Source organism: Pseudomonas sp. SIMBA_041 (assembly GCF_046535095.1).
Classification (GTDB): domain Bacteria; phylum Pseudomonadota; class Gammaproteobacteria; order Pseudomonadales; family Pseudomonadaceae; genus Aquipseudomonas; species Aquipseudomonas mucoides.
The window spans coordinates 213,006-232,878 of the sequence record NZ_JAWRXJ010000009.1 but is presented as its reverse complement, the minus strand read 5'-3'; the positions used below and the strand labels follow the sequence as shown (position 1 = coordinate 232,878).

General features: G+C 57.3%; 20 protein-coding genes. 13 read left to right on the top strand and 7 right to left on the bottom strand.

Annotation, left to right across the window (positions count from 1 at the left end; genetic code table 11):
* Positions 1–391 precede the first annotated feature (391 nt).
* Both SB725_RS22550 and SB725_RS22545 read left to right on the top strand, forming a co-directional pair.
* Entirely contained in the window at positions 392–1,285 is an 894-nt protein-coding gene (locus SB725_RS22550) for a sensor histidine kinase (protein ID WP_027925756.1), read from the top strand.
* The gene (locus SB725_RS22545; protein ID WP_027925755.1) at positions 1,282–1,941 is read left to right on the top strand and encodes a response regulator transcription factor; all 660 of its coding nucleotides are present in this window, start codon (positions 1,282–1,284) and stop codon (positions 1,939–1,941) included. Before SB725_RS22550 ends, SB725_RS22545 begins: the two co-directional genes overlap by 4 nt.
* Here SB725_RS22545 and yegS read toward each other — a convergent pair.
* Entirely contained in the window at positions 1,925–2,842 is a 918-nt protein-coding gene (gene yegS / locus SB725_RS22540; protein ID WP_027925754.1) for a lipid kinase YegS, read from the bottom strand. The genes SB725_RS22545 and yegS overlap by 17 nt on opposite strands.
* A 319-nt stretch (positions 2,843–3,161) precedes the next feature.
* Between yegS and SB725_RS22535 the strand changes: the two genes are divergently transcribed.
* Positions 3,162–3,470, top strand: a complete 309-nt coding sequence (locus SB725_RS22535; protein ID WP_027925753.1) for a hypothetical protein — start codon at positions 3,162–3,164, stop codon at positions 3,468–3,470.
* 62 nt (positions 3,471–3,532) lie between these two features.
* On the opposite strand, the gene glp is transcribed toward SB725_RS22535, so the two are convergent.
* Together glp and moaB are read right to left on the bottom strand one after the other, a co-directional pair.
* A complete protein-coding gene (gene glp, locus SB725_RS22530) occupies positions 3,533–4,720 on the bottom strand; it encodes a gephyrin-like molybdotransferase Glp (RefSeq protein WP_410922601.1) in 1,188 nt (395 codons plus the stop codon).
* Between the two features lie 22 nt (positions 4,721–4,742).
* Positions 4,743–5,282, bottom strand: coding sequence for a molybdenum cofactor biosynthesis protein B (moaB, locus tag SB725_RS22525; RefSeq protein ID WP_027925751.1), 540 nt, complete (start codon positions 5,280–5,282; stop codon positions 4,743–4,745).
* Between the two features lie 81 nt (positions 5,283–5,363).
* Here moaB and mobA point away from each other — a divergent pair, with 81 nt between their 5' ends.
* Together mobA and SB725_RS22515 are read left to right on the top strand one after the other, a co-directional pair.
* Positions 5,364–5,963 (top strand): molybdenum cofactor guanylyltransferase MobA, encoded by a 600-nt coding sequence (gene mobA / locus SB725_RS22520; RefSeq protein WP_027925750.1) that lies wholly within the window; start codon positions 5,364–5,366, stop codon positions 5,961–5,963.
* Positions 5,964–6,042: 79 nt separating this feature from the next.
* Positions 6,043–6,264, top strand: a complete 222-nt coding sequence (locus SB725_RS22515) for a YgdI/YgdR family lipoprotein (protein WP_027925749.1) — start codon at positions 6,043–6,045, stop codon at positions 6,262–6,264.
* Positions 6,265–6,331: 67 nt separating this feature from the next.
* On the opposite strand, the gene SB725_RS22510 is transcribed toward SB725_RS22515, so the two are convergent.
* From SB725_RS22510 to SB725_RS22500, 3 genes are all read right to left on the bottom strand, one after another.
* A complete protein-coding gene (locus SB725_RS22510) occupies positions 6,332–7,222 on the bottom strand; it encodes a pseudouridine synthase (protein ID WP_410922590.1) in 891 nt (296 codons plus the stop codon).
* A 71-nt stretch (positions 7,223–7,293) separates the two neighbouring features.
* Positions 7,294–7,611, bottom strand: coding sequence for a transcriptional regulator (locus SB725_RS22505; RefSeq protein ID WP_027925747.1), 318 nt, complete (start codon positions 7,609–7,611; stop codon positions 7,294–7,296).
* Positions 7,612–7,781: 170 nt separating this feature from the next.
* Complete coding sequence (locus SB725_RS22500) at positions 7,782–8,018, bottom strand: glutaredoxin family protein (RefSeq protein ID WP_027925746.1); 237 nt, start codon at positions 8,016–8,018, stop codon at positions 7,782–7,784.
* A 207-nt stretch (positions 8,019–8,225) separates the two neighbouring features.
* On the opposite strand from SB725_RS22500, the gene SB725_RS22495 reads away from it, so the two are divergent.
* Complete coding sequence (locus SB725_RS22495; RefSeq protein ID WP_027925745.1) at positions 8,226–9,938, top strand: cation:proton antiporter; 1,713 nt, start codon at positions 8,226–8,228, stop codon at positions 9,936–9,938.
* A gap of 1 nt (position 9,939) precedes the next feature.
* On the opposite strand, the gene SB725_RS22490 is transcribed toward SB725_RS22495, so the two are convergent.
* On the bottom strand, positions 9,940–11,148 hold the full coding sequence (locus SB725_RS22490; protein ID WP_059182411.1) for an ammonium transporter: 1,209 nt from the start codon (positions 11,146–11,148) through the stop codon (positions 9,940–9,942).
* A gap of 305 nt (positions 11,149–11,453) precedes the next feature.
* Between SB725_RS22490 and SB725_RS22485 the strand changes: the two genes are divergently transcribed.
* The 7 genes from SB725_RS22485 (at position 11,454) to SB725_RS22455 (ending at position 19,833) form a co-directional block, all read left to right on the top strand.
* Positions 11,454–11,768 carry a YqjD family protein gene (locus SB725_RS22485; protein ID WP_007943326.1) on the top strand — a complete coding sequence of 105 codons (315 nt, stop codon included), beginning with the start codon at positions 11,454–11,456 and terminating at the stop codon, positions 11,766–11,768.
* A gap of 1 nt (position 11,769) precedes the next feature.
* Entirely contained in the window at positions 11,770–12,159 is a 390-nt protein-coding gene (locus SB725_RS22480; RefSeq protein WP_027925743.1) for a phage holin family protein, read from the top strand.
* Positions 12,156–12,497, top strand: a complete 342-nt coding sequence (locus tag SB725_RS22475; RefSeq protein ID WP_027925742.1) for a hypothetical protein — start codon at positions 12,156–12,158, stop codon at positions 12,495–12,497. The genes SB725_RS22480 and SB725_RS22475 overlap by 4 nt, the downstream gene beginning before the upstream one ends.
* 125 nt (positions 12,498–12,622) lie before the next feature.
* Complete coding sequence (locus SB725_RS22470) at positions 12,623–13,786, top strand: EAL domain-containing protein (protein WP_027925741.1); 1,164 nt, start codon at positions 12,623–12,625, stop codon at positions 13,784–13,786.
* Positions 13,787–13,821: 35 nt separating this feature from the next.
* The gene (locus tag SB725_RS22465; RefSeq protein ID WP_027925740.1) at positions 13,822–15,150 is read left to right on the top strand and encodes a deoxyguanosinetriphosphate triphosphohydrolase; all 1,329 of its coding nucleotides are present in this window, start codon (positions 13,822–13,824) and stop codon (positions 15,148–15,150) included.
* 406 nt (positions 15,151–15,556) lie between these two features.
* On the top strand, positions 15,557–16,183 hold the full coding sequence (locus tag SB725_RS22460) for a response regulator transcription factor (protein ID WP_027925739.1): 627 nt from the start codon (positions 15,557–15,559) through the stop codon (positions 16,181–16,183).
* Positions 16,184–16,191: 8 nt separating this feature from the next.
* Positions 16,192–19,833, top strand: a complete 3,642-nt coding sequence (locus SB725_RS22455; RefSeq protein WP_027925738.1) for a transporter substrate-binding domain-containing protein — start codon at positions 16,192–16,194, stop codon at positions 19,831–19,833.
* Positions 19,834–19,873: the final 40 nt, after the last annotated feature.

Genomic DNA, 19,873 nt, shown 5'->3' with positions numbered 1-19,873 from the left:
TATTCTTATTGCCATGCAGCCGCTCTATAAATGAGTGGGCTCATGTCGCAATTGAATATTTCATGCCTTTGCGCGACAACTCGATATTAATCGTTACTCCCCTTCGTAAAACTTTTCCATAGTGGAACTCTCGTCCATCGCGTTATTGCCTGACGCTATGGGCATATATACCAAACGCGACCAACGGTATCTTAAGTGGTATTATGCCGCCCATTAGTTGACGCCAATTAATGGCAAAGTGGACTTCAGATCAGAGCAAGCCGCTAAAGGCTGTGGTTCCACCAGAGGAGCCCGCTCTGCTCAAGACGAGTCACTACAGCTTTTCAGACAGAGACCCGTCAGCCACTATGGCCGGTCTGCCCGCAGCGAACATTCATTGGCTCCATCCGCTATGTACGCCAGCCTCAAGTCAGTCACCTCATGGCCACCGTCCCAGAAAAACGCTCGACGGCTCACGCTATTGCTGTGCACCTGTTCGGCACTTGGCAGCCTGCTGGTCTTCGGTTTCTCCACCTCCCTTGCACTGAGCTTGTTGGCGTTCAATCTCGCGGCACTGGCCTGCGTCCGGGTCCAGGATCGCCTCTCGAGCCAGTCGATAAAATTTGAACCGCAAGAGCTGGCGGACCGCTTGTTGGAAGTACAGGAAAATGAACGTCATCGTCTGAGCAGAGAATTGCACGACGATATTGGCCAGTTGCTGACCGCCGCAAAACTGCAAAGTGAATGGCTCAAACGTCGGATGCCTGATGAAATGCAGGGCCAGTGTTCGGTGCTCTGCGACACGCTGGAAGAAACCCTGACCAAAGTTCGTGACGTCTCGGCCATCCTTAATCCCAGGCAATTGACGAGTCTCGGGCTGGAGGCCAGTCTGCGTGCGCATCTGCTCAAGACCCTGGCCAACACCTCGCTGCACTGGAGCCTGGAATGCCATCAACGGTTGACCGGCGTCCCGGAAGAAATGGCGGTGGCAGCCTTTCGAATCACCCAGGAAGCAGTGACCAATATTTTGCGCCACGCCGATGCAAAAAATCTTCTGGTCCGACTACAGCGCATGCCCCAAGGCCTGACACTATTGATCAGCGACGACGGCCAGGGTTTCGCACCCGCGGTTGATCCCGGTCGAGAGGGACAGCGGGGGATGGCCGGGATGCAGGAACGGATCGATCAGTTGGGCGGGACCCTGGCCGTGAGTAGCGTGCTGGGCAAAGGCACTCAAATCGAAGCACTTTTCCCCTGGGCGCCCCGTGCGCTCGAACGGGCCAGTACGAATAAGGTTTTGCATTGACTTGTAATTTACTTCTGGTGGATGACCACTCGCTGATCAGGGCTGGCGTACGCGCCCTGGTGTTGGACATTCCCGGCTATGCGGTAGTTGGCGAGGCCAATGACGGCTCGCAGCTGCTCGAAATGGTCGAGAAACTGTCCCCTGACATCGTCCTACTGGATATCTCCATGAAGGAGACCAGCGGTCTTGAAGCCTTGCAGCGACTCAAGCGGGTACGCCCGCAAAGCAAGGTACTGATTCTGTCGATGCACACCGATCCCGCGCTCATCATGCAAGCGCTGGAGTCCGGTGCTCATGGCTATTTACTCAAGGACACCACGGCCACCGAGCTGGAACATGCGCTGGATGCCCTGCGCAACAACGAACGCTACCTCAGCCCTGCCATCGCCCACACGGTCATCAATCAGGCGCTGATCCGGAACCAGAAGCAGCAGCCGGAAACGCAAGAATCACATAACCTGACAGCCCGGCAACTGGAAATCCTGCGACTGATTGTTCGCGGAAAATCCACCCGGGAAATCGCCAATGGCCTGAGCCTCAGTATCAAGACGGTTGAAACCCACCGCTCGCAGATCATGAAGCGCCTGCAGATCTACGATGTCGCCGGCCTTGTCCTGTTTGCCGTACGCGAGCAAATCATCAGCCTGGACGATTAGCTGACTGCAATGTACTCAACAGGGGTGAATTTTCCGGCAAATGCACGCGCAACGCTGCGGCACGCGCCGTAAAGCGCAGGTTGTCGCCCTCCAGAGGTTCGCCATCAAGGTTGATGTGCAGACCTTCCGAGACCTTGATCTCGACCCAGGGCAAACGAGCGCGCACGAACATGTTATCGATGCCAAAGCCATCGGCCAGCAGGTTTTTCAACGTACCGACCACTTCCTGCGGTGCCGGTAAAATACTGATATCCAGCAGACCATCGTCAGCCAGCGCCTCCGGACATAGCACATGCCCGCCTCCCGCCTGCCGACCATTGCCGATACCGAGCGCCAATAGCTCGCCGCTCCAATGAAAGTCCGGCCCCTGCAACTCGCCATAAGCCGCATGCAACTCGCTGAAGCGTGATAAGCCGGTAAACAGATACGCTGCGCCGCCGAGGACTTTTTTCAGGTCTTCTGACGTATTGGCCGTGACCTGACTGCCGAAACCGCCCGTGGCCATGTTCAGAAAGACCTGGCCTCCTACTTCCCCCAGATCGATAGCGTGTGGCGCAACCTCCAGAAGATCCAGTGCCAGCGCCGGTGCTAAAGGCACGCCAGCCGCGCGAGCAAAATCATTGGCCGTACCCAATGGCATCAAGACCAGGCTGGCCTGATTCGGGTGCGCCGCCAGGGCCTCGGCAATATCGCGTAACGTGCCGTCGCCGCCGCCGGCAATCAGTTGCGTATAGCCTGCGCTCAACGCTTCTTCCACCCAGCGCTGCGCGTCCCCCGCTTCCCAGGTCAACCGCACGGCCAGTGTCCACCCTTGCTTGCGCTTGCCTTCGACAGCCGCGCGGACCTCCTCGTTGAGTGCCTGCTTGCCATGCAGAATCAACAGCGCCTTGCGCTCACTCATTGTCGTAGCTCCTGATTGGAATTCATTCAGGAGATGTTGACCTCACTGCCCCCTATAAAGGTCGCACGACGTTGAGATTTTTCGAGGCATGCTGGTTTGCGGTCCTACAGGTCGGGATATTTTCTTACGATATATGAGGAATCGGCTTAATTGACCCGCCAGGGCGAATGGTTCACCTTGGTTTCGGCGGCTATACGTCATCAAAAGCAACCACACAGGGATGTGCAGGCAATGAGTAGACACTCACCAAAGGTTACAAAAGCAAATTATATGAGCTTCGGCTATTCAAAGGGCATAGATGCAAGGAGCGTCTTTCTCCATGCAAACCCATGACATCAAGTTGCCGCTCCCTCCGGTAAAGCCGTTCTCGGAAAATCGCACCAATCATCAGGCTGAATTCAACAACAACGCAAAACCCGCTGCAGGAGTTGACATGGAACCTCGCGTCATTGAACTGGAAACTCATCTGAAATACATCCGAAGAGACATGGATGAAGTGCGCAATGACGTCAAATCCATCAAACACAGACTTGCCTATTCGGCAGGCGGGGCAGCGGTCGTCCTCGGCCTGTTGGGTTGGGTTGCCAACAGCCGCTTTGATCAGGTCGTGACACTTCTGGTTCGTTAAGCGTCAGCCATGCACGCAAGACCCGGCGCTTTACCGGGCTTGCGGCAACTGAGCCCTACGCGTCAGTTCAGAACTTCGCTCAGAGGAATGAACACTACATATTCACCCTCGATCAACGTGCGATCTTCCAACACTTCAACCAGGCCATCGGCCCAGGCGGCACTGCGAAGTACGCCGGAGCTCTGATTCTTGTAAATGATCGCCCGACCATTCTCCAGGCGACCACGCAAGTATTCCCGTCGATTGCCCGCCTTTGGCCAGACAAACCCGGCCGGCACCTGGAACTTCAATGGCTCGACCTCTTTTACACCCTGACGGCGCAGAAGATAGGGCTTTGCCAATAACGCAAAAGTGACCAATGTCGACGCCGGGTTGCCGGGCAAACCAATCACGGGCACACCGCGATAATGCCCGAAAGTCAGCGGCTTACCCGGTTTGATGGCGAGCTTCCATAGCGTCAACTCGCCCGCTTCGCGCAAGGCCATGCCGAGGAAATCGGCTTCGCCAACCGACACTCCGCCAGTTGAGAGGATCAGATCAACCTCGTTCAACTCAGCCAGGCGAACACGAGTGGTCTCCAGATCATCTGGAAGAATACCGGCATCGATGACTTCACAACCCAGGCGTTGCAACCAACTGCACAGCAACACGCGATTGCTGTTGTAGATTTGTCCTGGGCCCAGGGCCTGGCCCGGTTCAACCAATTCATCTCCGGTAGAGAGAACCCCAACACGGACCTTGCGAACAACATCGAGCTCAGCGCAGCCCAGCGATGCCGCCAAACCCTGTTCGATTGATCCAAGGCGCGTACCGGCCGGCAAAACAAGCTCGCCCACCGTTGTCTCCTGACCTTGTGGCCGGATGTTCTGACCGGGGGTCATGGGCTCGATGAAACGGACTCGATCATCCGCCTGAACCTCGGCATTTTCCTGCATCTCGACACAGTCGGCACCTGCTGGCACCGGTGCACCGGTAAAGATGCGGGCACAGGTGCCGGACTGCAGCGGTTCGGGCGCCTGACCTGCAAAGATCTTCTGACTGACCACCAACGGTTCACCCGTCCAGTCAGCGGCCCGCAGGGCGTAGCCATCCATGGCGCTGTTTGGCCAAGGTGGCAGATCAAGGGTTGAAACCAGGTCATCGGCGAGCACGCGCCCCTGAACTAGCGCCACAGGCAAACGCTCACGCTCGCGGATGGGCGAGGCCTCTGCCATTTCCAGCAAGCGCGCCAACGCCACCTCGACCGGCATCAGGCTGCCGGTTTTACCTGGCTTACCCACGGGATTCACAGGGTTGCGCCTGCTTCAAGTGAGCGACGAAATTGCAGGGACGATGCCGGGAATCCAGCTGTTCGGCGAGAATCCCATCCCAGCCAGTGCGCACGGCATTGGTTGAACCGGGCAAGCAGCAGACCAGCGTACCGTTGGCCAAACCGGCCAGCGCCCGGGACTGGACGGTCGAGGTACCAATGTCCGCAACGGAAATCTGCCGGAACAGCTCACCAAACCCATCTACCTGCTTGTCCAACAGGCAACTCACCGCTTCTGGCGTGCTGTCGCGCCCCGTGAACCCGGTACCGCCAGTGATCAGAACCACCTGCACCACCTCATCGGCAATCCAGTTGGCGACTTGCGCGCGGATTTTGTAGAGATCATCTTTAAGCAGAACCCGAGCGGCCAGGTTGTGGCCGGCGGCGCTCAAGCGGTCGACAAAAACCTGACCTGACGTATCGGTTTCCAGGGTTCGGGTATCACTGACAGTCAGCACCGCAATGTTAAGCGGCGCGAAAGGTACATCAGCCTTGGCTTTCATAGGCTCGTCCAGTTGTAGGAAAAACAGCTCGGTGTTATATCACAGCGCTTCACTTTTTCAGCGCCCCCATGGAGACCCGCCATGACCTCGAACCCGGCATTGCCACCCTGCTCCATTCTGCTCCTGGCAGGTGGCCGCGGCCAACGCATGGGCGGTCAGGACAAGGGTTTGCTGGAATGGCACGGCGCGCCGCTGATCGCGCACCTGCATCGCAAGACCCGCGACCTGAGCAATGACCTGATCATCTCGTGCAACAGGAACCTGGATAAATACGCGCCCTACGCTGATCAGTTGGTCCATGACGACGAAGGCGATTTTCCCGGCCCCCTCGCCGGGATTCGCGCCGGCCTCAAGGCTGCCCGTCATCCTTATTTGTTGGTCTTACCGTGCGACGTGCCCCGCATCGACGATGCCCTGCTCCTCAGCATGCGCGAAATGGCCAGCCAGCATCCGGACAAACCGCTGATGCTGCGCCAGGGTGCACATTGGGAACCGTTGCTGTGCGTTATCCCTGTCGCTCTCTGCGCCGCGTTCGACACGGCATGGAATGAAGGTGAACGCAGCCCTGGACGCATCATGCGTAAACTGGAGGCAACCGCCCTGCAATGCGCAGACAACGACCCTCGACTGGCCAACCTGAACACCCCGGAATTGCTAAGCGCGCATACCGTGTCAGAATGACACTAGCCAAGGAACTTGCGTGCGTTGTGTACGTCTACAAGCTCAGTAACCAAAAGAATTCTTATTCGGAGATACACTCATGACCCATCGGACCCTCGCCACTCTCATGCTCGCAGCAGGCCTCGCGACCTTGGCGGGCTGCGCATCGCCGACAGTGATCACCTTGAATGATGGCCGCGAAATCCAGGCAGTCGACTCGCCAAAGTACGATGAAAAATCGGGCTTCTACGAATTCGAACAGCTGGATGGCAAGGAAACCCGCATCAACAAGGATCAGGTTCGTACCGTTAAAGAGTTGTAATCTTTACTGCACCGGCCAGATAAGACAAAGCCCGCTTGACGCGGGCTTTTTCGTGGCCGGGATTTTTTCACCACTGCAAGATGAGGGTGCTTTCAAACGCTCTTTCCTGGCCGGTGACCGGATCCACAAACCGCAATCCCTGCGCGAGCAGTTTCAGCGGATTGGCATAATCATCTTCAACGTCCTTGAGCACCTGCGGGTAAAACGGGTCGTTACAGATACTGGCGCCCAGCGCAGTCATGTGCACCCGTAATTGATGTTTCTTGCCCGTCACCGGGTAAAGCGCATACCGCCAGAGATCTCCGTTCTTTTCCCGAACCTCGACCGCTGTCTCGGTATTGCTGATACCCGGACCTTCCTGCATGCGGAAAAACGGCTCGCCATCGATGAGCCGGCTTTTATGCACCAATGGAAAGGTCAGATCAGGCAATGCAGGGGCGATTGCCTCGTAGTACTTTTCAATCTGCCGTGCCGGAAACAACGATTGATACGCAGAACGGCTCTTCGGGTTGGCGGAAAACAGCACAAGCCCCGCGGTGTGCCGGTCAATACGATGCAACGGCACCAGGTGTGGGTTGTCCAGACGACGGATCAATCTCCTCAGCAACGTTTGTTCAACGTACTCGCCTGCCGGAGTCACCGGCAAAAAATGCGGTTTGTCAGCGACCACCAAATGTTCATCGGCATAGAGGATCGACTCGACCACCGGGATCGGCTTTTCGTCCGCAACCTCACGAAAATAATGAATCCGCAGCCCTTCCTTGTACGGCAGATCGAATGCAATCGGCATTCCGTGCCCGTCGAGCACGCGACCGCGGGCCACCCTGTCCAGCCATTGTTCGCGACCGATAGCGCTGAAATGCTCGCACAGGCAATCGATAACGGTCAGCCACGAACCCGGCGGCAAGTAGAGTGTGCTGGCCTGGCTGTGTGCGGCAGAAAAAGATGAAGTGGACATACGAAAGCTCTAACCCTCAATACAGGGCAGCATTATCCAACAGTGGCCGAATCGAACCTAGCGGAGAATCCTCATGCCGGAATCTGTGTACGCGCCGCCGCTTCGGTGAATTCCTTGAGCCAGCGCAACACATCGACGGCTTCCCAGCGAGCCGGGTCGTAAAGTGCGTACAACAACCCCTGATAGCCCACGACATCCAGCTGCCGGTGGTAACCCGCACGCTGGAACAGCGCCTCGATCTCGGCAAAACAGGTGTTGAAGTGCAATTTGTTAAAAGGCGTTTTTCCTTCCGTCACCAAACCGTCCAGACGCAATTCGAGGACAGCCTCGCGCACAACATCGACCGACATCCGGTTCACGCTGTTTTTCAATTGTTCGACATTGACCACGATTCATCCCTCTCACGCCTGGAACTGCCTGCTCAAACCCGGAAACCCGGGACGTCAAGGCAGCACTCCGAATAACTGTATGCGCATACAGTATCCGAAGAGCATCGGTTAAGCCAAGGGGATCAGTCGCAAAGTTCGACAGACGGGACCATCGCCAGCACAAAAACCGCTTAACGCAAGAACGCCACCACCTCGTCGGCACTGAATGGCCAACCGAGTTCCGCGCCGGTATCGACTCGTCGCAGGACCGGAATGCGCAGACTGTAGGCGGCGAACCAGGTTTCATCGTCAGCAATATCTACCAGCTCGACCAGCAGACCGTGTTCAACCAACGGCATCAGCTCGGCTTCGGCCACTTCACAGAGATGGCACCCCAGGGTGCCGAACAGCTGACATTCAGGAGGCATGAGCGCTCAACCGAAAAAATTAAGTAACTATTCTAGGCCTGCCCCGAAAAGCCGTCGAGCCGTCGAATTTTCTGCCCGACAACATGAATCGCCATGATGGCGGAATAACCCTGACGCAAATCAGGCGTCGTTTGTGCCATTTAAGCAATGCTCACGTTTTTTTTGCTTCTACGCTTGAGTAGCCAGCGTCTGTCAGCGGAGCTTTTAGTGTTTGCCAATCTCTTGATTATTCTCGTTTCCTCTCTAGTGGTCATCGCGTTGTTCCAGCGCCTGCGATTGCCCCCGGTCCTCGGCTACCTGTGCGTGGGGTTGATGATTGGCCCGACCGCGTTCAATTGGGTAGATGAGAGCGAAGGGTTGCCACACCTTGCCGAATTAGGTGTGGTGTTCTTGCTGTTCTCCCTCGGTCTTGAGTTTTCCCTGACGAAAATGATCGCACTGCGACATGTGGTGTTCGGCCTTGGCAGTTTGCAAGTGTTGGCCTGCGGACTGTTGCTGGGTGTTTTACTGATGATGTTCGGGATGCCGGTCACTCCCGCGCTGTTGCTGGGCGCGGGGCTGGCGCTGTCGTCCACGGCCATCGTCAGCAAGGAGCTGACCAGCCTTGGCGAAATTTTCAGCAGTCATGGCCAGAATGCCATCGCCGTATTGCTGTTCCAGGACGTGGTGGCCGTCTTGCTGCTGACACTGGTGCCCGTGTTCGCCGGAAACAGTGATCAGGCCTGGTATTGGGCGCTGCCCCTGACCCTGATAAAAACCGTGGTGTTGTTCGGCGGGTTGCTATTGGCCAGCCGCTGGTTGTTGCCAAGACTGTTCCATGAAGTCGCCGCCGCCCGCTCCGCCGAACTGTTTGTACTGCTGGCTCTGGTGATTGTCCTGCTGACCGCCTGGCTGACTCACTTGCTGGGGCTTTCCCCTGCCCTGGGCGCGTTTCTCGCCGGCATGCTGCTGGGCGAAAGTCATTACCGGCATCAGGTCGAGGCCGATATCCGACCGTTTCGGGACATTCTGCTCGGGTTGTTTTTCGTCACCATCGGCATGCTGATCGACTTGAATCTGTTCGCCAGCCACACGCTGCTGATCCTTGGCCTGACCCTGGGATTGCTGCTGATCAAGGGCACCGTGGTGGCGCTGCTGGTCAAATGGCGTGGCAGCGATGGCGAAACCGCCTGGCGCAGCGGTCTGGCACTGGCCCAGGGAGGTGAGTTCTGCTTTGCGCTGATGGCGCAGATGCAGCAAAGCGATCTGATGCCCGCGCAACTCGGCGGCTTGCTGCTGGCTGCGACGTTCTGTTCGATGCTGGTCACGCCACTGATGCTGCGCGCGGCCCCATCCATCGCAAAACATCTGCATCGAAAATCCAACAAGGAGGCCCAACTTGAAGAGATCAGCGCGCTGAACGCGGATCTGGACAAGCATGTGGTCATCTGTGGTTACGGGCGCGTCGGCCAGTCCATCGGTCGCTGCCTGAGTCATCAGCAACAACCTTACATTGCACTGGACCACGATCCGGTCAGGGTTGAGGAAGCGGCTGTCAGCGAAAGCAGCGTGCACTATGGAGACTCGCGTCGAGGTGAATTACTGCTTGCCGTCGGACTGGCGCGTGCCAGGTTGCTGGTAATTGCGGTGGACCAACCTGACATCGCGCTGGCGATCCTCAAGGAGGCTCGCCGGATCAATTCAAGAGTGCCGATTCTGGTTCGTACCCGCGATGACAGCCAACTGGCCGAGCTGAAAGAAGCCGGCGCCAACGAAGTCGTACCCGAGTTGCTGGAGTCCAGCCTGATGCTCGCCTCCCATGCACTGATCATGCTGGGACTGCCCGCCCATCAGGTACAGGAGCGGGCCGATCAGATCCGGCATGATCGCTATCGGATGCTCCACGATTTTTATCCCGGAGCTGAAGATGCGGAAAATTGATTCAGTCCTGACTGACGGCGCCGATCTTATGCACCGACAAATCCGCGCCGTAGTACTCCTCTTCCTGGCTCAAGCGCAGTCCATGAAACGCCTTGATCGTTCCATACACCGCAAAACCACCAGCCAGCGCCACGACCACACCCAGCGAGGTGCCGATCAACTGGCTGATCAGACTTACACCGCCCAGGCCGCCCAACGCACTCTGGCCAAAAATGCCGCACGCGATACCGCCCCACACGCCACACAGACCGTGCAAAGGCCACACGCCCAACACATCGTCGATATGCCATTTGCCCTGCGCCGCGGTAAAGCACCAGACAAACAGCGCCCCGGCGATGGCGCCGGTCACCAGTGCGCCCACCGGGTGCATCAGGTCGGAGCCTGCGCAAATGGCCACAAGCCCGGCCAATGGGCCGTTGTGCAAAAAGCCTGGGTCGTTGCGCCCGACGATCAGCGCCGCCACGGTTCCGCCGACCATGGCCATCAACGAGTTCACTGCCACCAGTCCGCTCACGCCTTGCAGGGTCTGGGCGCTCATGACGTTGAAGCCAAACCAGCCAACAATCAGGATCCACGAGCCCAAGGCGAGGAAGGGAATGCTAGACGGAGCAAACGCCACCAGGCGGCCATCGCGATAGCGTCCTTGTCGCGGCCCGAGCAACAACACCGCCGCGAGGGCCAGCCAGCCGCCCATGGCATGCACCACCACGGAACCGGCAAAGTCATGGAAGCTGGCGCCGAATCGCGCCAGCAACCAGGCCTGCAAACCATAATTGCCGTTCCAGATCATCCCTTCGAAAAAGGGATAGATGAACGCCACGATCAGCGCGGTCGCGCACAATTGCGGGACGAACCGGGCGCGTTCGGCAATGCCGCCGGAAATGATCGCCGGGATGGCGGCTGCAAAGGTCAGCAGGAAGAAGAATTTCACCAATCCATAACCATGGTCGGCATTGATCACCGGCGCCGGTTGCAGGAACGTCACCCCGTAGGAAATCCAATAGCCTATAAAGAAGTAGGCCAGGGTCGAAATGGCGAAGTCGCTGAGAATTTTCGACAAGGCGTTGACCTGGTTCTTTTGCCGAACCGTGCCAACCTCAAGAAAGGCGAAACCGGCGTGCATGGCCAGCACCATGACCGCGCCAATGAGGATGAACAATGTATTGGAGCTATGGACCAGACTGTCCACAGCGCTTTGCAGATTTTCCATGGAATGGCAGACCTAAAGGCTAAAAAAGCACCAAAGCAGTTCACGCAGACTGCTGACGCACCAAGTTGCGGCTTATGCGGATCGAATCACTGATCCCCATGAACCGCTTTGGCGCATCAGAGCGAAATCATCGCGCGAGTTTTTATTGTTTGAGCCGAGGTTTTCCTGAAATCATGCCCGGCAACAGCGCATCGGCGCCGGCAAACGCACCACGACACAGCAAAAGTTGTACCAGTCATTTGTACTGAACCTTCGCACAAGGCTCATACTCGAACCCATCAGAAGCCACTTACGGAGATCCACCCATGGCCAGCATCAAGGCAAAGACTGCTCAAGAAATCCTGATGAACGATTTTCAGACCCTGGTCAGTGACACAGAGCGGTTGCTGGAGCACACCGCGACCCTGGCCGGCGATCAGGCAGATGAACTGCGCACCCAGATCCACGACAGTCTGTTGCGCGCCCGGGAAACCCTGAAGCTGACCGAAGACTCGTTGCGCGAACGCGGTCAGGCCGCTGTCACCGCGACCGAAGATTACGTGCAGGCCAACCCATGGCAATCGGTCGGCATCGCCGCTGGGGTAGGTTTCCTCATTGGCCTGCTAGCTTCTCGGCGCTGATATGTCTATCGGCGAATCCGGCTCGTCGGCGACGGGCACAAGCGCTTCATCGCGGCGCCTGGGTGCCGCGTTTCTCGGACTGTTGCACAGCCATGTCGAACTGTTCGGCATCGAGTTGCAGGAACAAAAAGCGCGCACCGTAAGCCTGCTGCTGTTTGCAGGCCTGGCGCTGGTCTTTGCATTGCTGTTGCTGGTGGGGTTGTCGACGCTGGTGTTGATTGTGTTTTGGGACACCTATCGCCTCGCCGCCATCATCGGGCTCTGCGTGTTCTATACCCTAGCCGCGATCTTCTGTGGATTGCGTTTGAAAGCAGCGGTCTTCGATGAGTCCTCGCCCTTCCATGGCACCCTGGAAGAATTGGCCAACGATCGGGAGCGCCTGTTGCCATGAGCCTGCCTCAACTGCCCAATAACAGCTCGCGCGCGGAAATGCGCAAGGCACTGATTCGCCTGCGCATGGAAATGCACCGTCAGGAAATCCGCCTCGAGTCCCGGGAACTGCTACAACCCTTGCAGCGGATTCGCGGAATGAAGCAAGACCTGCAGGACAGTTTTGGCATCAAGCACGCCCCGCTCTGGGGCGTGGCAGCTGTCACCTTGCTCGGCTTTCTGACCGGCAAGAGTACCCGCAACGGCGGCGCCAGTAGCCTGACTCGGCTGGTTCGTCTGGGCACCAGCCTGGGGCCCTTGATCAAGCTGGTCCTGCAAAGCAACTCGCGAAAAGACTAAATAGCCACTCTCTGGCTGCATTCTTGCAATACCACCGGGATGAGCCTCTCTATCGAGGGGTTCAATCCTGTGTGCCTATCCGGTGACCAGGTATCCAAAAACAAGACCTTAACCAAGGAGGCCTCGTGATCGACGGGCAACCGCTCGCCTGCTTTCAACCCTTCATCGATACCGCCACCGGCCGTATCGCCGGCGTCGAGGCATTGGGCCGACTGCAACAGGCCGACGGTCAACTGGCCTCGGTGGGCCCGCTTTTCGCCGACCCGAGGACACCCGCCATCGCGTTGCGGCGTCTTGATCGGCAGATCCGCGACAACGCGCTCAGTCGTTTGCATGAAGCGCCCTCGGACTGGTTTCTCAGCCTGAACATTTCCCCGCGCTGGATCAATCGCCTGCGCCCGGATCAAGCGCTGCCAAGCCTCAAGCAACTGCGCAGGCACAACGTCGACCCGCAACGCATCGTCTTCGAAATAACCGAACTGGGCGGCGACATTCAGCGCCTGGCTGACGTCGTGGCTCGCTACCGAGAGGCAGGCGCACGAATCGCCATTGATGATTTCGGCGCCGGTTATTCTCAACTCGATCGCGTACTGGCCCTGCAACCGGACATTCTCAAACTCGACATGCGCTTGTTCCAGGCGGCGGCATTGGGCGGTCCAAGCAGCGATGTGGTGAAGGCGCTGGCGCAGATGGCCGAGAAAACCGGTTGCTGGATCATTGCCGAAGGGGTGGAAACCGAAGCTCAATTGAGTTTTGCCCTGGAGTGCGGCTCCCGGTACGTGCAGGGTTTTCTGTTTGCCAAGGCACAAGCCGACTTCTTTGCCCCGGACGCTTTTGTCGAGCGCTTCGCACAGCTGCGCCAACGGTATGTTCAACAAAAACTGGCTGAGCGTGGGCGGCTGATGGTCATGCGCCAGCAACTCGGCGAGCTGATGACCCTGTTGCAGACATGGGCCCAAGCCCACGCACCGCTCAGCGCCCTGCCCCATCTGGACGCATTCCCCTGGTTGTTGCGCTTCTATCAATGCGATCGCCACGGCACGCAACTGACGCCCAACCTTGAATGGCGAAACAACGCCTGGGAATCGGACACCCGGTACCTGGGTCACAACTGGTCATGGCGTCCGTATTTCTATCACTTGTTGGCAGAGGGTTGGGACGAGCGTCGGCTTACACTTTCCAACACGTACCGCGATGCCACCAGCAACCAGTATTGCCTCACCGCCGGGCAATTTTTCGACAATGGCGAGCGACTGCTGCTCATCGACATCGACGCCGCCGGGCTCTAGGCTAAGGCATCAGTCACCTGACGGAGAGACCAGCCTTGGATTGGCAAACCCTGCTTACCCGCGAACGCCTCGGAAAGCCGCTGCACAGCCCGGAAGAACTCGGCCGCAGCCCTTTCCACAAAGACCATGACCGCATTATTTTCTCAGGTGCCTTTCGCCGGCTGGGACGCAAGACCCAAGTCCATCCGGTCACCAGTAACGATCACATCCACACGCGCCTGACCCACTCGCTGGAAGTCAGTTGCGTCGGGCGCTCGTTGGGCATGCGTGTCGGTGAAACCATCCGCAGCGCGTTGCCAGACTGGTGCGAACCGAGTGACCTGGGGATGGTGGTGCAGTCGGCTTGCCTGGCGCATGACATCGGTAATCCACCCTTCGGTCACTCCGGCGAAGACGCCATCCGTCACTGGTTCCAGCAGGCCGCAGGCCGTGGCTGGCTGGATGACATGAGCGAAGTCGAACGTAATGACTTCCTGAATTTCGAAGGCAATGCCCAAGGCTTTCGTGTGCTCACTCAATTGGAGTACCACCAGTTCGATGGTGGTACGCGGCTGACGTACGCCACGCTGGGTACTTACTTGAAGTATCCCTGGACGGCGAAGCACGCTGACTCGCTGGGCTACAAGAAGCACAAGTTCGGCTGTTATCAGAGCGAACTGCCGTTGCTGGAGCAGATCGCTCATAAACTCGGCCTGCCTCAACTGGAGGAGCAGCGCTGGGCACGCCATCCATTGGTGTACCTGATGGAAGCCGCCGATGACATCTGCTATGCGCTGATCGACCTGGAAGACGGCCTGGAAATGGAGTTGCTGGAGTACGCCGAAGTCGAGTCGTTACTGCTCAATCTGGTGGGCGACGATCTTCCGGAAACCTATCGCCAATTGGGCCCGCTGGACTCGCGCCGACGCAAGCTGGCCATCCTGCGGGGCAAAGCCATCGAACACCTGACCAATGCAGCGGCCCGGGCCTTCGTCGAACAACAGGACGCCCTGCTGGCCGGTACACTGCCCGGCGATCTGGTGGAGCACATGCATGGCCCGGCCAAGCGCTGTGTCCTGAATGCCAAAGACATGGCCAGGAAAAAAATCTTCCAGGACAAGCGCAAGACACTGCATGAAATCGGCGCCTACACCACGCTGGAGATTCTACTGAACGCTTTCTGCGGCGCGGCACTGGAACAACACAATGGTCGAACGCCGTCGTTCAAAAGTCGCCGCATCCTCGACTTGTTGGGCAACAATGCACCCGATCCTCGCGGGCCTTTGCACACTTCATTCCTGCGGATGATCGACTTCATCGCCGGCATGACCGACAGCTATGCCAGTGAAATGGCCCTGGAAATGACCGGTCGCTCAAGCCGCTGACGCCCCCGCCCCGACCCGCTGTTCAGATTGTCCGAACGCGGGTCGAGTGCTGGAATGATCAGGCAATACATTCGAGTAGTCTGACATCCGGCGAAACTGGACACACTTAAAGCTGCCGACCAACAGATCTACCGCGGCCTGGTTACTTGATAAAATCATTGAAACAATCAGACGTTATAAACTTATTGACCCTGACATCTTCCTAAAAACCTATCACTCAACAATCAACTTACTACATACAACACTTCTCTTGATCCTCATTCAAATCCGAACTGGAACGTAGTCCCATTCCTCTTCAATTGTAGGACTTGTCCTATATCACTGCTATCGACCTGTCAGTTCATGCGCCCCCTCAACTATCTGAGCTAAGGTGCGCGCTTTATTTGAGCTCGCATGGGATCTGATTATGAACTCCGTTTTTATTGTCGACGATCACCCCGTTATCCGTCTTGCCGTCCGAATGTTGCTCGAACATGAAGGTTATAAAGTCGTCGGCGAAACGGATAACGGGGTCGACGCCATGCAGATGGTCCGCGAATGCATGCCAGACCTGGTTATTCTCGACATCAGCATTCCCAAACTGGATGGACTGGAAGTTCTATCCCGTTTTAATGCCATGTGTACTCCGTTAAAAACCCTGGTTTTAACGGCCCAGTGCCCGACCTTGTTCGGTATTCGCTGCATGCAGTCCGGCGCGTCGGGATATGTCTGCAAACAGGAAGACCTGAGTGAGCTGGTCAGTGCAATCAAAGCGGTGCTTTCCGGTTACAACTACTTCCCCAGCCAGGCGCTGAACCCCGTCCGTAGCGATGACACGCGATATGCCGACCTGGAGCTATTCAAGTCAGTCAACGACCGGGAATTGATGGTATTGCAACTGTTTGCACAAGGCCGCACCAACAAGGAAATTGCCAAGGGCATGTTCCTGAGCAACAAGACCGTCAGCACCTATAAAAAACGCTTGATGCAAAAACTCAAAGCCAAATCACTGGTTGAACTTATCGATATGGCAAAACGCAACGCCTTAGTGTGAGAGACCGGATGCCCAGTCGTTTAAAGGATTATCTGATACTGATCACTGCCGGCTTGTGCCTGAGCACCTCAGTGTCTGCGACACACTCCGCCAGCGAGCATTACACCCTGCTCAGTCGCTCAATGGTCGGGCACATGGAAGTACAACTGGATAAATCACAGCGACAATGGATCAAAAACAAACGCGAATTGATTCTGGGTAGCTCAGCCCCCGATTACCCGCCTTTCGACCTGACCAGCAGCGGCAGCGACTATGAAGGCTTCACCGCTGATTACGCCGGCATCCTTGGCAAGGCGACCGGCCTGCCAGTCAAGGTTCAGCGCTACGCATCCCGGGAAGATGCCATCAAGGCGCTGGAAAACGGTGAGGTCGACATGCTCGGCAGCGCCAACGGATTTGAGGCCCGTAACGCCGATATTGTGCTGTCGACACCTTACGCCGCGGACCAACCGGTTCTGGTGACACGCGAAGGAGAAACCCGATCCCTGTCCGATGGACTGGCCGGATTGCGGTTGAGCATGGTGTACCACTATTTACCGATGGAAGAAGTCAAAGCCCTGTATCCAAAGGCGATCATCACGGCCTACCCGTCTTACCAGAATGCAATTAACGCGGTTGCGTTCGACCAGGCGGACGTCTTTCTCGGTGACACCATTTCGACCCACTACCTGATCAACAAGGGTTACCTGAACAACGTCCGGATGGCCAACTTCGGTAAACACGAAGTCCACGGCTTCAGTTTTGCCGTGCACCGCAACAACCCGGAACTGCTTGGGATCATCAACACGATACTGAATGCCACACCCACCCATTCGCGGGAAGAGATTGCCAAACGCTGGAGTGCAGGCAGTGACATTCTTCTCACCGATCACAAACTGCAACTTACCACTCGCGAAGAACGCTGGCTGGCGCAACATCCGGTGGTTCGCGTGGTGGTCAATGAAGCGTTTGCGCCGCTGACATTTTTCGATAACGACGGCAACTTTCGAGGTGTCGCTGCCGATCTGCTCGAACTGATCAGGTTGCGCACCGGTTTGCGCTTCGAGATCCAACGCAGCCGAAGTGATGACGAGATGATTGATCGTATCGGTCAGCATCAGACCGACCTGATTGCCGCCCTGCTGCCCAGCGCACACCGTGAAACGCTGCTGAATTTCAGCCGCCCTTATCTGGAAAACTCTTTTGTCCTGCTGACGCGCAAAGTGGCCGGCAGTCCGAACGACCTCACACAGTTTTCGGGTAAACGCCTGACGATTGCCCAGGGTAATCCGATGGTGGATTACCTGCGTCTCGAGTTCCCGAACCTCACTCTGATCGAAACCCCCGACACCTTCAGTGCCGTGCAACTGGTGTCAGAGGGCAAGGCTGAAGGCTCCGTAACCTCGCTGGTGATTGCGAACTACTTCATCTCATCCAGAGTCTTCGAGCAGACGCTTCAGATCAGTTCCACCGTTGGCACGCAACAGGCTGCGTTTTCCCTCGCAACCGGACGCGACGCCAAAGAACTGAGCGCCATCCTCGACAAGGCGTTGCTGAGCATTACCCCGCAAGAACTGGGCATTATCAACAGCCGCTGGCGGGGTTACGCCTCGACATCGCAAAACACCTGGCGCAACTACCACCGGGTGTTCTATCAGGTGGTGCTGGGGGTTGGCCTGCTACTGCTGATGTCTGTTGCCTGGAACGCTTACATGCGTCGTCAGATCAAACAGCGTCAGGCGGCTGAACTCGCATTGAATGACCAACTTGAGTTCATGCGATCGCTGGTCAACGGCACGCCGCATCCGATCTACGTGCGGGACCGTCAGGGGGTGCTGCAAAGCTGCAACGACAGTTACCTGGAAGCCTTCAGCGCAAAGTACGAAGACGTGATCGGTAAAAGTGTCATTCAAGGCAACTTGAGCAACGCGTTCGAGGCACGGGAGTTTGAGTCTGACTATCAGCGAGTCGTAAACGAAGGTGCACCGTTGATTCTCGATCGCACGTTGCAAATCGGCAGTCGCAAACTGACGATTTACCACTGGGTGTTGCCTTACCGGGACTCGAAGGGTGAAGTACAGGGCATCATTGGTGGCTGGATTGACATCAGCGAGCGGCGACAACTGTTTGATGACCTTCGAGCCGCCAAGGAACGCGCCGATGAAGCGAACAGAGCCAAAAGCACTTTTCTGGCGACCATGAGCCATGAGATTCGCACCCCGATGAATGCAATCATCGGCATGCTGGAGCTGACCCTCAAACGTATCGAACCCGCTCATCCGGACCGACCCGCCATCGACGTCGCATACCACTCGGCGAAGGACCTGCTGGAACTGATCGGGGACATTCTCGATATTGCGCGCATCGAATCCGGGCATTTGAGCCTGAATCCGGAGCGCGTCCATCTGGGTGAAACGGTAGCGTCGGTGGTGAGGATCTTCGACGGCCTCGCCCGACAGAAACACCTGCATCTGTTACTGGACTTGAGCCCCGCCCATCCGCCACCCGATGTGTTGCTGGACCCGATGCGCTTCAAGCAGGTGCTTTCCAATCTGGTCAGCAACGCCATCAAGTTTACCGAACAGGGTCAGGTGCGGATTGTGGTGGAGTGGCAGGCCACAGACGAGCCCGAGCGGGTTTTGTTGCGCGTGCAGGTTCAGGACAGCGGAATCGGCATCAGCGAGCAGGATCAACAGCGTTTGTTCGAGCCATTCACTCAGGCAACCCACAGCGCGCAGTCGACCCGAGGAGGCGCCGGGTTAGGCCTGGTGATCAGCCGTACGCTGTGCGAGATGATGGGCGGCAGTCTGCAGTTGCGTAGCCAGGTCGGAGCCGGTACGCAGGTCGAGATAGCGCTGCACCTGACGACATTGCCGCCAGACCTGAGACCGAAAACCGTCGAAGCGACTGTTCACCCTACCTCAACTCCGTTGAACGTCCTGGTGGTCGACGATCACCCGGCCAATCGCTTGCTCATGTGCCAGCAACTGGAGTTTTTGGGGCACCACCACTGCGCTGAAACGGATGGCGAAACCGGGTTCGAGGCATGGAAGCACGGGCTGTTCGATCTGGTGATTGTCGATTGCAACATGCCGGTCATGAATGGCTACGAACTGGCCCGCCTGATTCGCCAATACGAACAGCAACAGTCGCGCGAGGCGTGCACCCTGCTGGGCTTCACCGCCAACGCACAACCGCAAGAAGTACAACGCTGCAAACACGCGGGGATGGACGACTGCCTGTTCAAGCCCCTCAGCCTCGCGGCCTTGAGACTGTGGATTGAACGCGTCAAACCGATCGCCCGCCCCGCATTCAGCCTCGAAGGACTGCAGCTGCTCACCGGCGGCAATCCAAAGCTGGATCAACGTTTGTTGCTCGAAGTGCTGAACAGCAATCGTCTGGACCGCCAGGAATTGCTGGATTTGTCCCCCTGCAAAGACCCCCAGTCATTCCTCGATATCGCTCACAAAATCAAGGGGGCGGCGCGCATCGTCCAGGCGAGTCGATTGATCGACAGCTGCGAAGCGCTCGAAAGCGCCTGCCGTGAAGCGTTCCACCCCGAAAACGTAGCCGACTGCACCCAAGCCATCAAGCACGCCATGCTCGAGCTGGAGCACGCCTTGCAACAACAAATAGGGCACAACGACAGGAGCAGAACGATGGAGCCTTAACTATGCTTGGACGGCTGAGCAGTGTGTTAACCATCACGGA

Coding starts and splice junctions, on each gene's coding strand:
- SB725_RS22455 (WP_027925738.1), top strand. CDS start 16,192: ATGCCCAGTCGTTTAAAGGATTATCTGATACTGATCACTGCCGGCTTG.
- SB725_RS22515 (WP_027925749.1), top strand. CDS start 6,043: ATGACCCATCGGACCCTCGCCACTCTCATGCTCGCAGCAGGCCTCGCG.
- SB725_RS22550 (WP_027925756.1), top strand. CDS start 392: ATGTACGCCAGCCTCAAGTCAGTCACCTCATGGCCACCGTCCCAGAAA.
- SB725_RS22535 (WP_027925753.1), top strand. CDS start 3,162: ATGCAAACCCATGACATCAAGTTGCCGCTCCCTCCGGTAAAGCCGTTC.
- SB725_RS22485 (WP_007943326.1), top strand. CDS start 11,454: ATGGCCAGCATCAAGGCAAAGACTGCTCAAGAAATCCTGATGAACGAT.
- SB725_RS22500 (WP_027925746.1), bottom strand. CDS start 8,018: ATGCCTCCTGAATGTCAGCTGTTCGGCACCCTGGGGTGCCATCTCTGT.
- moaB (WP_027925751.1), bottom strand. CDS start 5,282: ATGAAAGCCAAGGCTGATGTACCTTTCGCGCCGCTTAACATTGCGGTG.
- SB725_RS22475 (WP_027925742.1), top strand. CDS start 12,156: ATGAGCCTGCCTCAACTGCCCAATAACAGCTCGCGCGCGGAAATGCGC.
- mobA (WP_027925750.1), top strand. CDS start 5,364: ATGACCTCGAACCCGGCATTGCCACCCTGCTCCATTCTGCTCCTGGCA.
- SB725_RS22490 (WP_059182411.1), bottom strand. CDS start 11,148: ATGGAAAATCTGCAAAGCGCTGTGGACAGTCTGGTCCATAGCTCCAAT.
- SB725_RS22460 (WP_027925739.1), top strand. CDS start 15,557: ATGAACTCCGTTTTTATTGTCGACGATCACCCCGTTATCCGTCTTGCC.
- yegS (WP_027925754.1), bottom strand. CDS start 2,842: ATGAGTGAGCGCAAGGCGCTGTTGATTCTGCATGGCAAGCAGGCACTC.
- glp (WP_410922601.1), bottom strand. CDS start 4,720: ATGCCGGTCGAGGTGGCGTTGGCGCGCTTGCTGGAAATGGCAGAGGCC.
- SB725_RS22510 (WP_410922590.1), bottom strand. CDS start 7,222: ATGTCCACTTCATCTTTTTCTGCCGCACACAGCCAGGCCAGCACACTC.
- SB725_RS22480 (WP_027925743.1), top strand. CDS start 11,770: ATGTCTATCGGCGAATCCGGCTCGTCGGCGACGGGCACAAGCGCTTCA.